Source organism: Stappia sp. TSB10GB4, assembly GCF_900185745.1.
Classification (GTDB): Bacteria; Pseudomonadota; Alphaproteobacteria; order Rhizobiales; family Stappiaceae; genus Stappia.
Window position 1 is genome coordinate 16,495 of sequence record NZ_FYAV01000063.1, and the last position, 13,051, is coordinate 29,545.

The 13,051-nt window shown below is 69.2% G+C and carries 13 protein-coding genes; 9 read left to right on the forward strand and 4 right to left on the reverse strand.

Annotated features, from left to right (window positions below; genetic code table 11):
• Positions 1-187 precede the first annotated feature (187 nt).
• The 7 genes from TSB10GB4_RS18635 to TSB10GB4_RS18665 all read left to right on the forward strand — a co-directional run bounded on the left by TSB10GB4_RS18635 (position 188) and on the right by TSB10GB4_RS18665 (position 6,411).
• Positions 188-1,018 carry a FadR/GntR family transcriptional regulator gene (locus TSB10GB4_RS18635; protein ID WP_186396982.1) on the forward strand — a complete coding sequence of 277 codons (831 nt, stop codon included), beginning with the start codon at positions 188-190 and terminating at the stop codon, positions 1,016-1,018.
• The gene (locus TSB10GB4_RS18640; protein ID WP_186396983.1) at positions 1,015-1,833 is read left to right on the forward strand and encodes a (Fe-S)-binding protein; all 819 of its coding nucleotides are present in this window, start codon (positions 1,015-1,017) and stop codon (positions 1,831-1,833) included. The genes TSB10GB4_RS18635 and TSB10GB4_RS18640 overlap by 4 nt, the downstream gene beginning before the upstream one ends.
• A gap of 41 nt (positions 1,834-1,874) precedes the next feature.
• Positions 1,875-3,329, forward strand: a complete 1,455-nt coding sequence (locus TSB10GB4_RS18645; protein WP_186396984.1) for a LutB/LldF family L-lactate oxidation iron-sulfur protein — start codon at positions 1,875-1,877, stop codon at positions 3,327-3,329.
• Positions 3,326-4,006 carry a lactate utilization protein gene (locus tag TSB10GB4_RS18650; protein ID WP_186396985.1) on the forward strand — a complete coding sequence of 227 codons (681 nt, stop codon included), beginning with the start codon at positions 3,326-3,328 and terminating at the stop codon, positions 4,004-4,006. Before TSB10GB4_RS18645 ends, TSB10GB4_RS18650 begins: the two co-directional genes overlap by 4 nt.
• Before the next feature lie 12 nt (positions 4,007-4,018).
• Positions 4,019-4,675 (forward strand): hypothetical protein, encoded by a 657-nt coding sequence (locus TSB10GB4_RS18655; protein WP_186396986.1) that lies wholly within the window; start codon positions 4,019-4,021, stop codon positions 4,673-4,675.
• A 145-nt stretch (positions 4,676-4,820) separates the two neighbouring features.
• A complete protein-coding gene (locus tag TSB10GB4_RS18660; RefSeq protein WP_186387037.1) occupies positions 4,821-5,078 on the forward strand; it encodes a hypothetical protein in 258 nt (85 codons plus the stop codon).
• A gap of 391 nt (positions 5,079-5,469) precedes the next feature.
• A complete protein-coding gene (locus tag TSB10GB4_RS18665; protein WP_186396987.1) occupies positions 5,470-6,411 on the forward strand; it encodes a DMT family transporter in 942 nt (313 codons plus the stop codon).
• A 9-nt stretch (positions 6,412-6,420) separates the two neighbouring features.
• Here the strand turns inward: TSB10GB4_RS18665 and TSB10GB4_RS18670 are convergent, their stop codons facing one another.
• A complete protein-coding gene (locus TSB10GB4_RS18670) occupies positions 6,421-7,308 on the reverse strand; it encodes a LysR substrate-binding domain-containing protein (RefSeq protein WP_186396988.1) in 888 nt (295 codons plus the stop codon).
• A 226-nt stretch (positions 7,309-7,534) separates the two neighbouring features.
• Here TSB10GB4_RS18670 and TSB10GB4_RS18675 point away from each other — a divergent pair, with 226 nt between their 5' ends.
• Positions 7,535-7,843: a DUF1127 domain-containing protein gene (locus TSB10GB4_RS18675; protein ID WP_186396989.1), complete on the forward strand. Its 309-nt coding sequence runs from the start codon at positions 7,535-7,537 to the stop codon at positions 7,841-7,843.
• A 117-nt stretch (positions 7,844-7,960) separates the two neighbouring features.
• Here the strand turns inward: TSB10GB4_RS18675 and TSB10GB4_RS18680 are convergent, their stop codons facing one another.
• The 3 genes from TSB10GB4_RS18680 to TSB10GB4_RS18690 form a co-directional block, all read right to left on the reverse strand.
• Complete coding sequence (locus TSB10GB4_RS18680; protein ID WP_186396990.1) at positions 7,961-8,737, reverse strand: DUF937 domain-containing protein; 777 nt, start codon at positions 8,735-8,737, stop codon at positions 7,961-7,963.
• Positions 8,738-8,830: 93 nt separating this feature from the next.
• Positions 8,831-10,204 carry a glutamate--cysteine ligase gene (locus tag TSB10GB4_RS18685; RefSeq protein WP_186396991.1) on the reverse strand — a complete coding sequence of 458 codons (1,374 nt, stop codon included), beginning with the start codon at positions 10,202-10,204 and terminating at the stop codon, positions 8,831-8,833.
• A 131-nt stretch (positions 10,205-10,335) separates the two neighbouring features.
• Positions 10,336-11,088 (reverse strand): 16S rRNA (uracil(1498)-N(3))-methyltransferase, encoded by a 753-nt coding sequence (locus TSB10GB4_RS18690; protein ID WP_186396992.1) that lies wholly within the window; start codon positions 11,086-11,088, stop codon positions 10,336-10,338.
• A 115-nt stretch (positions 11,089-11,203) separates the two neighbouring features.
• On the opposite strand from TSB10GB4_RS18690, the gene xseA reads away from it, so the two are divergent.
• Positions 11,204-12,667, forward strand: coding sequence for an exodeoxyribonuclease VII large subunit (xseA, locus tag TSB10GB4_RS18695; protein WP_244570963.1), 1,464 nt, complete (start codon positions 11,204-11,206; stop codon positions 12,665-12,667).
• Positions 12,668-13,051: the final 384 nt, after the last annotated feature.

A 13,051-nucleotide genomic window follows, 5' to 3' on the forward strand; every position in this document is an offset into this window, starting at 1 on the left:
CACATCCGCGCCTGCCATCCGCGGACCACCCCGGCCTCCCAACCGGAGCAGCGATCCGCGCTAACTGGATAACAATATTGACCACTGAACGCAATACGGAATAAATTGCGGCTGCGAACTTCAGCGCGAAGAGCTCTGCTGCATTGCAGTATGTTTCTTTTGCGCTGCAATAATAAAGAACGGGACGATGGTATTCCAGAAGATCCATCACAACCGGACGGCAGATTCCGTTGTCGATCAGGTGGAGGAACTGATCCTGCAGGGGGTTCTGCGCCCCGGCGACCGGCTGCCGGCCGAACGTGACCTGGCAAAGAAAGTTGACGTCTCGCGCCCCATCCTGCGCGATGCCATCAAGACGCTGGAGGAGCGTGGCCTGCTGGTGACCCGCCATGGCGAGGGCACCTTCATCGCCGACGTGATCGGCACCGTCTTTTCCGAGGCCATCGTCGAGCTGGTGCGTCGGCATCCGCCGGCGATCGCCGACTATCTGGAATACCGCCGCGAGATCGAGCGGACCACCGCGCGGCTGGCGGCGCAGCGGGCAACGCACGCCGACAGGGAGATCATCAGCCGGATCTTCCGCGCCATGGAAGCGGCCCATGACGGCCAGGACTTCGCGCGGGAGGCCGAACTGGACGTCGAATTCCACCAGGCGATCGGCGAGAGCGCTCACAACATCGTGCTGCTGCACACGTTGCGCTCCTGCTACCGGCTGCTCGCCGACGGGGTGTTCTACAGCCGCGTCCAGCTCTACCGCTATCCCGGCTCGCGCGAGAAGCTGCTGGAGCAGCACCGGGCGATCTACGAGGCGGTGATCGCGGGCGATGCGGCCCAGGCGGGCGATGCGGCGAGCTCCCACATCGATTTCGTCGAGCAGGTCGCCTATGCGATGGCGCGCGCCGGCGGCTGGAGCAACGTGTCGGAGCTGCGGCTGGCGCAACGCCTGGAAAGCGAGCAGGACGACAGCAAACGGCGGCGGACCTCGCGCCGCCCGACAGAGGAAGCAGGGACGCAATGACAGCCACCGCGCAAACCGGCGCGCAGCCAAACGAGACAGCGCAGGCGCCGAAAACCGCCCCGCGCGTCGGCCTTTTCGTGACATGCCTCGTCGACCTGTTCCGCCCGAGCGTCGGCTTCGCGGCGGTGAAGCTGATGGAGGATGCGGGCTGCCTCGTCGAGGTGCCGGCGGCGCAGACCTGCTGCGGCCAGCCGGCCTTCAACTCCGGCGACCGGGCCGACGCGCGCGCCATCGCCGAGCAGACGATCCGCGCCTTCGAGGGCTACGACTACGTGGTCGCGCCGTCCGGCTCCTGCGCCGGCATGCTGAAGAAGCATTACGAGGAGCTGTTCGAGGGCGACGCGCCGGCGCGCGAACGGGCGGCGGCCTTTTCCGCCAAGGTGTTCGAGCTGGTCAGCTTCCTCACCGACGTGCTCGGCGTGACGGGGGTGGATGCAAGCTTTGCGGGCAGCGTCACCTATCACGACAGTTGCTCGGGCCTGCGCGAACTCGGCATTGCCCGGCAGCCGCGCAAGCTTCTCGCCTCGGTCGAGGGGCTGGAGCTCAAGGAAATGCGCGATCCCGACGTGTGCTGCGGCTTCGGCGGCACGTTCTGCGTCAAATATCCCGACATCTCCAACAAGATCGTCGAGGAGAAGACCAAGACGATCCGCGAGAGCGGCGCCGGGCTGCTGCTCGCCGGCGATCTCGGCTGCCTGATGAACATGGCCGGCAAGCTCAAGCGCGAGGGGTCGGCCATCGAGGTCCGCCATATCGCCGAAGTGCTGGCCGGCATGACCGACCAGCCGGCGATCGGCGAAAAGCGTCAGGGCTGACCGCAACAGGCAACAGGCAAGCGCAGGGGAGCCAGCCGCACATGCAGATCACCTCGCCGCAGTTCAAGGCGAATGCCCGCCACGCGCTGGACGACGCGCCGCTGCAGCGCGCGCTCGGCCATGTGCGCTCGGGCTTCATCACCAAGCGGGCGGTGGCGGCCGCGGCGCTGCCGGAATTCGAGCAGTTGCGCGACAGCGCCCGCGACATCAAGGACCACGTGCTGGCGCATCTCGACCTTTACCTCGAAGCCTATGCCGAGAAGGTGGAGGCGGCCGGCGGCACGGTGCACTGGGCCGAGACGGCCGAGGACGCACGCCGCATCATCCTCGACATCTGCCGCAAGCGCGGCGCCCGCACGGTGACCAAGGGCAAGTCGATGATCACCGAGGAGATCGGCCTCAACGCCTTCCTGGAGGAGCATTCGGTCGCGCCGGTGGAGACGGATCTGGGCGAATACATCATCCAACTCCGCGGCGAGCACCCGAGCCACATCATCGCCCCGGCGGTGCATGTCAACAAGGACCAGGTCGAGGCGGATTTCCGAAGGGTTCATACCCATCTCGATCCGGACCGCAACCTGGAGGAGCCGACGACCCTGCTCGGCGAGGCGCGGGCGGTGCTGCGCGACAAGTATTTCCAGGCGGATATCGGCATCACCGGCGCCAATTTCCTGGTCGCGGAGACCGGCAGCTCGATCATCGTCACCAACGAGGGCAATGGCGACCTGACGCAGATCCTGCCGAAGACGCATGTGGTGGTCGCCTCGATCGAGAAGATCGTGCCGACGCTGGAGGACGTGTCGCAGATCCTGCGGGTGCTGGCGCGCTCGGCGACCGGCCAGGACATGTCGGTCTACACCACCGTGTCGACCGGGCCCAAGCGGGCGGGCGATCCCGACGGGCCGCAGGAGTATCATGTGGTGCTGCTCGACAACGGCCGCTCCTCGATGCTGGGCACCGAGTTCCAGGACATGCTGCGCTGCATCCGCTGCGGCGCCTGCATGAACCACTGCCCGGTCTATCACGCGGTCGGCGGCCACGCCTATGGCTGGGTCTATCCCGGCCCGATGGGGGCGGTGCTGACGCCCTCGCTGATCGGCGTCGACCAGTCGGGCCACCTGCCCAACGCCTCGACCTTCTGCGGGCGCTGCGAGAGCGTGTGCCCGATGCGCATCCCGCTGCCGAAGATGATGCGGCACTGGCGCGAGCGCGAGTTCTCGCGCAACCTCAACCCGGCAACCGCCCGCTACGGGCTGGCGCTCTGGGCGTTCTTCGCAAGGCGGCCGGCGCTCTACCAGGGGGTCACGCGGCTTGCCATGGGCGCGCTCGGCCTGATCGGGCGGGGGCGCGGGCGCTTCTCCTTCCTGCCGCTGGCCGGCGGCTGGACCCGGCACCGCGACCTGCCGGCGCCGCAAGGCGGCACGTTCCAGGCGCAATGGGCGAAGGCGCGGGGGTCGAAGGAGATGCGGTCAAACGGCGAAAGGGCCTCCGCATGAGTGACGCAAAAGCCTCGATCCTCGCCAGGATGCGCTCGGCCATGGGCCGCAAGGGCGACGAGACGGCCCGCCGCGCGGCGGTGGCCGACCGGCTGCAGCGCGCGCCGAAGGGCCTGATCCCGGCGCGCGGCCAACTCGACCCGGCGGCGCAGGTGGCGCTGTTCTGCGAGATGGCGGAAAAGGTGCAGGCGAGCATCGCCCTTGTAGCGAGCCCGGACGAGGTGCCGCAGGCGGTCACAGACTATCTGAAGTCGAAGAACCTGCCGGCGCGGGTGCGCTTCGGCGAGGATGCGCGGCTTGCCGAAATGCCCTGGGCGGGGCAGGCGAACCTGGAGATCGACCGCGGCCGGGCCGAGAACGCGGATCTTGCCACCGTCTCGCATGCCTTCGGCGGCATCGCCGAGACCGGCACCTTGATGCTGACCTCCGGCCCGGACAACCCGACGACGCTGAACTTCCTACCCGAGCACCATATCGTCGTGGTGTCGGCGGCCGATATCGCCGGCGACTACGAGAGCCTGTGGGAGCGGATCCGCGCAGCGCACGGCAAGGGCACGATGCCGCGCACGGTGAACATGATCACCGGTCCGTCGCGCTCCGCCGATATCGAGCAGACCTTGCTGCTCGGCGCGCATGGACCGCGCGCGCTGCATATCGTCGTGGTCGGCGAGGCGTGAGCCGAGGTCGCCATGGCACTCACCAACCGGGCGCTCACCAACCGGGTCGCCGCCGACGGCAGCCTGCACGCGGTCGCCGCGCGCGGCACGATGATGGGCAATCGCGGCGGCCGGCTGCACGACCCCGAAACCAGGACGCTCGGCCGGGCGCGCTGGCGCTCGCGTGCCTGGATCTGCTGCGTGCTGGAGTTTCGCGGCCGCAGGCGAAAGGTGATGGGGCCGGGCTATACCGAACTGTTCTTCCTCGACGAGGTGACGGCGATCGCCGCCGGGCACCGGCCCTGCTACGAGTGCCGGCGCGCAGATGCGCTGCGCTATCGCGAGGCCTGGCAGCGGGCGCAGGGACTGCCCTCCCCGCCCAGCGCGCCGGAGATGGACCGGCAGCTACATGACCAGCGCATACGCGAACGGACGCGTCTTTCGCTCCGCGACCTTGAGACGCTGCCCGACGGGGCGATGGCGCGGCTTGGCGAGACGATCCTGGCGCGGCGCGAGGGGCGGTGGCTCACCTGGAGCTTCGACGGTTACCGCCCGGCCGAGCCGGACGCCCTCGCCTGCCCGCCGGACAGTCCGGCGGAGCTGCTGACGCCGCCGGCGAGCGTCGCGGTGCTTACCGCCGGCTATGCGCCGCTCTGGCATGACAGCGCGGACAGCCCGAACAGAACCTGAGTGTCGCAGGGCCTGATTGTCGCAGAGACAGGGCGCCGCATCGCCGCGCCGCGCCGCCCGTGCCAACCTTGCCGTTCTGGCGTCCTTAAGGAGGGCGGTCCCGCCGGGGGCCGTTCGGACGCCGCGACAAGAGGACGGACATCCCATGACGAACAGGCTCACCCGCCTTCTCGAATATATTCCCGTGTTCGGCGCCCTGCTGCGCAGCGCGCGCCGCGGCGGCCAGGCCGAGCGCTGGGCCTTCTTCTTCAATATCCTGGCGCTGTGGCTGCTGGCGGTCGCCTGGTACGGCTATCCGGTGCTGATCGTCACCATGCTGACGCTGACCGGTCTCTATCTCTTCGCCCTCGTCTACCTGACCTCGGAAGGCTTGCGCGCGCGCTGGCGCACGCGGCGCTCATAAAGGGTGCGGCAGCGGGCGTGAACCATCAGCGGCGTGCATCGATCCGGTCAACAATCCTGATTGGTCGCGGGGAGCGGGATGGGGCATGATCGCCTCACCCTCTCCCTCCAGAGCCCTTTCGGCCAATTCGGAGCCATTCTGACGGAGCGATTTTGTGGCAAGGTCAAGCAAAGGCGCGCAGGCCGTATCTGGATACGGACAAGGGGCTTTGCGCCGGAATTGGCGCAAAATCGCCCGTCCCGCAGGACTTCCGATTGGCGGGCGCCCGACGCCGAACCGGTCTTGCCCGATGCTACGACATCGCGCGGCGACCGTTTCGACGCCGGATCGCCGCCCCAATCGAGAAGCAGAATTGACTTCGAATTGGCCGAAAGGGCTCTAGAAGCCGCTCATGACCACGCTCGCTTCCGGCGCCGCGCTGCGCGACAGCCCTTCCCTTTCCCCGTTCGACATGGGGCTCTACGGCCTCACCGTGCTGGCTTGGGGCTTTTCCTGGTATGCGCTGAAGATGCAGCTCGGCGTGGTGGCGCCGGAAGTCTCGCTGTTCTGGCGCTTCGTGCTGGCGGCGGCGATCATGATGGCCTGGGCGGCGCTGCGCGGCGTGCGGCTCGACTTCCCGCTGCGCGCGCATCTGCGCTTCGCCGGGCTCGGCCTGTTCCTGTTCTCCACCAACTTCACGCTGTTCTACTATGGCGCCCAGCATGTGCCCTCGGGCCTGTTGTCGGTGGTGTTCTCGCTCGCCTCGGTGTTCAATATGATCCTGGGCTTCGCGATCTTCGGCCAGCGCATCAGCCGGCGGGTGATGCTGGGCGCGCTGCTCGGCTTTGTCGGCGTGGCGCTGCTGTTTCGCCCGCAGATCCTCGGCGCGGCCGGCGTCGGGCTCGACATGCAGGCGGTGCTCGGGCTCGGCCTGTGCGTTGCCGGCACCCTGTCCTTCTGCCTCGGCAACATGGTGTCGACCGCCAACCAGAAGAGCGGCATCCCGCTGGTCTCGGCCAGCGCCTGGGGCATGGTCTACGGGGCGACGTTTCTCGGCCTGTTCGCGGCCGCGCGCGGGGCGTCCTTCGACATCGAATGGACGCCGGTCTATCTCGGCGCGATGGTCTATCTGGCGGTGGTCGCCTCGGTGATCGCCTTCGCCTGCTACCTGACGCTGCTGGCGCGGATCGGCTCGGCACGGGCCGGCTATTCGACGGTGATGTTCCCGATCGTCGCGCTGCTGGTCTCCACGGTGCTGGAGAATTTCCACTGGGGGCCGGACGCGATCGCCGGCCTCGTCTTCGTGCTGGCCGGCAACCTCCTGGTGCTGCGCTCGGGCCGCGCCAAGACCTGACGCAGCCGCCTATTCGGCCGCCATCAGCAGGTCGTTGCTGACATTGCCGATGGCCGCGCGGATATGGGCGCAGAGCGCGTCATGCACCGGGTCGGTGGCGGCGGCAGCACGGATCATGGTGATGTCGCAGGGCGGCAGCGTTGGGAAGCCGTCGCTTTCCGACAGGATGCGCATGCCGGCCCGCACCGCGCTTTCGGGCAGGACCGCGATGGCAAGGCCGGCCTGGACGGCGCCGATCAGCGCCGCCGCGCTGGACGAGGTGTAAGAGATGCAATGGCGCCGGTTCATGCGGTCGAGCAGCGAGACCGCCTGGCCGCGCCAGGAACAGGTGGTGGGGCCGAGCGCCAGGCGCAGCACGTCCTCGCAATGCAGGCACTGGTTGGCCGGGGCGACCCAATGCAGCGGCTCGCGGCGGATCACCTCGCCCTGCACGCGCACGCAGTCGCCGGAGGTAACGATGGCAAGGTCGAGCTCGCCGCGCTCGATCAGCTCGCCGGTGAAGATCGAGCCCTGACATTGCACGGCGATCTCGATGGCCGGGTTGAGCCGGGCGAAGGCGGCGAGCACCTGCGGCAGCAGGCGCTCGGCATAGTCGTCCGGCAGGCCGAGTCGGACGCGGCCGACGATGGAGGGCTCGGAAAAGGCGGTCACCGTCTCGTCGTTGAGGCGGATCATCCGCTGGGCGAACTCGATGAGGCGGTGGCCGTCCTCGGTCAGGCGCGACTGGCGCCCGTCCTTGACGAAGATCGGCCGCTCCAGCCGGTCCTCCAGCCGCTTCATCTGCATGGAGACCGCCGATTGGGTCTTGTTCACCGCATCCGCCGCCTTGGTGAAGCTGCCGAGCTCGGCGATGGCGAGGAAGGTGCGCAACTGGTCGATATCGAGGGCATGGGCCATGGCTGCCGCCTCCGGTTGGCGCGGGCGGCGAAGGCTCGCCCCGCGCGGGATCGGGTCTGACGTCAATACATCACGAATGAAGATCGATATCCATCGAAAACATTCGTTTGTTTAATTGATCGCCCCTTCCTATTCTCTTGTCATACGAAACGGACAAACGGCGGCGACCCCGCCACAGCACATACCAGGCGCGCCACCCCGGGGCGCCGGAAAGGAGAGTCTTGCCATGACGCAGGCATGCAACACCCCGCTTCCCGCGCAAACGCGCGTTTCCCTTGCCGCCACCCTCGGCGCTGCCGCGACCTCGCTTCTCACGCTCATTGCCGCGGCATGGCGCCGGCGGCGGAACCGCAAGGCGGTCTCCGGCCTCCTCGATCTCGACGACTACATGCTGGCCGATATCGGCGTGACGCGCTCCGATGTCGCCGCCTCGCTGCACGGGTCCGACTATCTCGACCCGAGCGCGCAGCTTGCGCGGCTGCGGAACGAGCGGCGCATCTCCAGCCTTTCCGGGCGCCGCAGACGCGGCGCCTGAGACACAGACTTAGCGCCGGGCGGAATACGAGACCCTCTCCCTACGCCCCGCGCCGAGGCCCTGTCGGCCCCTCGCCGACGCACCTTGCCCGCCTCCCCCGAGGCGGGCTTTTTTTGTTCAGGTCTCGTCCGGCCCGGTGTCGGCGGAGACCCGGTCGAACAGGCGCTCATAGGCGCGGATCTGCCGCTCCTGGATGTCGCGGCCGAGCGACAGCCAGCGGTCGACCAGGGCCGAACCGGCATCGGCCGCAGCGTCCTCGGCAGTGTCCTCGACAGCGTCCGGGGCGGGCTCGGGCGGCGCTTCCGGCGCCGGCTCCTCCTCCTTTTCCTGCCGGGCGGCGGTCGCGGTGGCGGCGCCGACAAGGCCGAGATAGCCGTCCCAGAAGGAGCGCATCGCCTGCGCGTAAGGTTCCATCACCCGCAAGGGGTTGGGCACCGGCTTCGGCCGTCCGCGGGCATAGCCGGCAAGGAAGGCGTCGAGCAGCTCGCGCGCCGGACCGAAGGTGAAGCGCCGCGCCACCTGGCCGAGCGCCAGGGTGGCGACGACCGGCATCATCGTCTCGACGCCCGGCCGCTCCAGCCCGGTCTGCTGGGCGACATAGTCGGCGATGGAGCGCTGCACCTCGGACGGGCCGAAGATCAGCGCCAGCGGCTCGCCGACCAGCGCGGAAGGGTCGGGCAGCGCCGCGGCCCGGCCGGGACCGGGCATCAGGGCGAGCAGCCCTTCGAGCGCGGAGGGAGAGGCGGCATAGCGGCGCATGCCGGCGAGCGCCGCCGGCATCAAGGCCTCGGCCGCGCGGGCGACGTCGCGCTCGCCCCAGCCGAACTGACGGCGCATCGCCTCGCCGACCGCGGCCGGATCGAAGGCGCCCAGGGCAGGAAAGCTCTCGGTCATCGGATGCCTTTCCACTTTCGGTTCAGGCATCTTCCGCTGTCGCGGCGGCGCGGTCAAATGACTTGCGCCGCCGCCCCTCGCTCGACAGACCCCTCAATAGGCGTAAGCGGAATAGACCTTGGACAGATCGCCCTGCCAGTCGCCGTTGTAACGGCGCAGCATGACGTCGGCCGGCGACATGCCGCTCGCCACCGTCTCCTCGACGGCGGCAAGATGCACGCGCTCGTCCTGGCCGCCGTCATTGAGGCGGGCGCGGCGCTTCAGCCCCTCGCGGGACAGCGCCACCATCTCGCGGGCGAGATCCAGCACCGTGCCGCCGCGGAACGGCGCCTCGAGGCCGAGGCGCGGCACGTCGTTGCGCAAGGCAACGCGCTCTTCCTCGCTCCAGTCGCGGATCATCTCGCCGGCCTGGTCGAGGATGCCCGCGTCATAGAGCAGGCCGACCCACAGCGCCGGCAGGGCGCAGATGCGCCGCCACGGGCCGCCGTCGGCGCCGCGCATCTCCAGATACTTCTTCAGCCGCACATCCGGGAACAGGGTCGACAGGTGATTGTTCCAGTCGCCGATGGTCGGCCGGGCGTCCGGCACGACGCCTTCCAGCGCGCCGGTCATGAAGGCGCGGAAGCTGGTGCCGGTGACATCGTAATAGGTGCCGCCGCGCTTGACGAAATACATCGGCACGTCGAGCGCCCACTCGACATAGCTCTCGAAGCCGAAACCATCCTCAAAGGCGATGGGCAGCGGGCCGGAGCGGTCGTTGTCCGTGTCCTTCCAGATCTCGGCGCGGAACGAGCGGAAGCCGTTCGGCTTGCCGTCGGTGAAGGGCGAGTTGGCGAAGATCGCCGTGGCGACCGGCTGCAGCGCCAGACCGACGCGCATCTTGGCCCGCATGTCGGCTTCCGAGGCGAAGTCGAGATTCACCTGGATGGTCGAGGTGCGGTACATCATGTCGAGGCCGAGGCTGCCGACCTTGGGCATGTAGCGCGTCATGATCTCGTAGCGCGACTTCGGCATCACCGGCACGTCCTCGCGGCGCCAGTCCGGCGTCATGCCGAGGCCGAGGAAGCCGATGCCGAGCGGCTCGGCGATCTGGCGGAGCTGCGCCAGGTGCGCGTTGGTCTCGCGGCAGGTCTGGTGCAGGTTGTCCAGCGGCGCGCCGGACAGTTCGAACTGGCCGCCGGGCTCGATGGAGATCGCGCCGCCGCCGACCGGATCGGCAAGGCCGATGACGAGGCCGTTGTCGTCGATCCGCTCCCAGCCGAGCAGGCCTTCCATGCCTGTCAGCAGGGTCTCGATGCCGGCCGGCCCCTCATAGGGAACCGGGGAATTGTCGGCGAGGCGGAAGGCGAACTTCTCGTGCTCCGTGCCGATCCGGAACGCATCCGTCGGCTTGCAGCCGGCCTCCAGCGTCGCGGCGAGGTCGGCCACCCCCACAATCGGGGTGGAATCAATGGTATCGCGGGCCATGGGATATCCCTTCGCGTGGTCGGCGGGCACCATACTCAGCCGCCCCGGCCAAAACAAATGCGATTTTTCGTGATCCAATCCAGTGGCGGAATGGCTGGAAAACGGCGGCCATGCCGGCCGTAAGGGCAGCCTCAGACCCAGTCGCCGAGCCGCGCCTGAACCACCGCGAGAGCGGCAACCGCCGCCGTATCGGCGCGCAGCACGCGGGGCCCGAGCGGCATCGGCACCACGAAGGGCTGCGCCCGCAAGAGGGCGCGCTCCTCTTCCGAAAAGCCCCCTTCCGGCCCGACAAGAACGGCCAGCGGGGAGCCCGCCGACAGGCGATCGAGCGCGGCAAGCGGGTTCTGGCTCGCCTCGCCCTCGTCGCAGAAGACAAGGATGCGCGCGCCCTCGCCCGCCTGCCAGCCGGCGAGCAGCGCCTCCAGCGCCACCGGCTCGTCGATGGCCGGAACGGCGAGGACGCCGCATTGCTCGCAAGCCTCGACCGCATTGGCGCGCATCCGCTCCAGATTGACCCGGCCGGGCTGGGTGTAGCGGGTGAGGACCGGGCGCAGGGCGCCGGCGCCCATCTCAACCGCCTTCTGCACCATGTAATCGAGCCGCGCGTGCTTGAGCGGGGCGAAGAGATAGTGAAGGTCCGCGAGCGGGGCCTGCGGCCGGGTCATCTCGCCCGCCACCAGCGAGGCCTGCTTGCGCCCCTGCTCGCGGAGCGCTGCGCGCCACTCGCCGTCGCGGCCGTTGAACAGCAGCACCTCGTCGCCGTCCTTCATCCGCAACACGTTGAGCAGATAGTTGGACTGGGCCCGGTCGAGCGCGACCTCCGCGCCGGCGGCAAGGCCGTCCTCGACATGAAGGCGCGGCAATCGGAAGTCGTAACGGGGCATGGCGGGGTTTTCCGGAAAGCCTGAACAGAGAGCGCGGAGGCGGGCGCGCGGTCTTGACGGGGGGGCCAAGGTGCGGTCCCTTCGCGGGAACGAAACACACCGACCGGATCCCGCCTTGGCAGACAGCGACAACCTTGCCGAATACTCGGTGTCAGAGATTTCCGGCGCGATCAAGCGCACGATGGAAGACGCCTTCGGCTATGTGCGCGTGCGCGGCGAGCTCGGGCGCATCTCGCGGCCCGGTTCGGGGCATATCTATCTGGACCTCAAGGACGCGCAGTCGGTGCTGTCCGGCGTCATCTGGCGCGGCCAGGCGAGCCGGCTGAAGATCCAGCCCGAGCAGGGGCTGGAAGTGATCGCCACCGGCAAGATCACCACCTTTCCGGGTCAGTCGAAATACCAGATGGTGATCGATTCGCTGGAGCCGGCCGGCATCGGCGCGCTGATGGCGCTGGTGGAGGAGCGGCGGCGCAAGCTTCTCGCCGAGGGCCTGTTCGCCGAGGAGCGCAAGCGGCGCCTGCCGTTCCTGCCGCGGGTGATCGGCGTCGTCACCTCGCCGACCGGCGCGGTGATCCGCGACATTCTCCACCGCATCTCCGACCGGTTTCCGCTGCATGTGCTGGTCTGGCCGGTGCGGGTGCAGGGCGAGACGTCGGCGCGCGAGGTGGCGAACGGCATCGAGGGCTTCAACCGCTTGCCGCCGGGCGGTGCGATCCCGCGCCCGGACGTGATCATCGTGGCGCGCGGCGGCGGCTCGATCGAGGACCTGTGGGGCTTCAACGAGGAGATCGTGGTGCGGGCGGCGGCCGCCTCCGAAATCCCGCTGATCTCCGCCGTCGGACACGAGACCGACTGGACCCTGATCGACCACGCCGCCGACCTGCGTGCCCCGACGCCGACGGGCGCTGCCGAGATCGCCGTGCCGGTGCGCGGCGAGCTGATGGCCAGCGTCGACGGTCTGGCGCGGCGGCAGATCTCCGGCCTGCTGCGGCTGATCGCCGGCCGGCGGACGGAATTGCGGGCGGCCTCCGCCGCCCTGCCCTCGCCGCGCGACCTGCTGGCGCTGCCAAGGCAGCGGCTCGACACCTATGCGGAGCGGCTGGCGCCGGCGCTGCGCGCCGCCTTGCGCGACAAGCGGGCGCGGCATCTGATGGCCGCCGGGCGGCTGTCGCCCCACACGCTGGCGCGCACGGTCCTGATCGCGCGCGAGCGGCTCGGCGGGCTGGAGGCGCGGGCGTTCCGGGCGCATCGCCAGCAGATCTCCCGCGACCGGGCGCGGCTCGACGCCGCCGCCAAGCTGCTGGAAAGCCTCTCCTACAAGAACGTGCTGGCGCGCGGCTATGCGCTGGTGCGCGATGCCGACGGCCAGCCGCTGCGCTCGGCCCGTGGCGTCCGGCCGGGCGCTGCGCTCACCATCGAATTCGGCGACGACAGCCGGCTGGCCGCGACCGCCGCCGGCGGCGATCCGGCGGGCGGCGGGGAAAGCGAGGCGGCGCGGCCGGCGCCGCGTGCAACCCCACGGCCCAAAACGCGCTCGCCCGGCAAGGGCCGCGAGAGCGGACAGGGCTCGCTGTTCTGAGGGGCTGCGAGGCTTCCGCAGTGTCTTTCGGGAGTGCCGTCGACAGGCCCTCGGCTCTCCGGCCCCGGCTCGGCGCTTGCGCGCCGTCCGGGGTGACGAAAGGAGGGGCTGGCGGACTCTCGCCACCGATCCGGGGTTACTAGATCCCGGTCTTCGGCTTTGCCGAAACCGGGACGACAGGCTGAGCGTGGGTGTGCGTCGGCGTGTCCCGCCACCGCTCTGGGAACGAATAGGCCCCGGCTCTGCGCTGCGCTTGGCCGGGGTTGTTCGTCTGAAGAGGTGGTAGAGTTTGGGCGGTCTCCCGGCCTGAACCGCCGGGAGACCAGTGGCAGGCGACCGGACCGGGGTTGGGCTTTCGCCCGTCGTCATCAGGGCCGCTGCGAC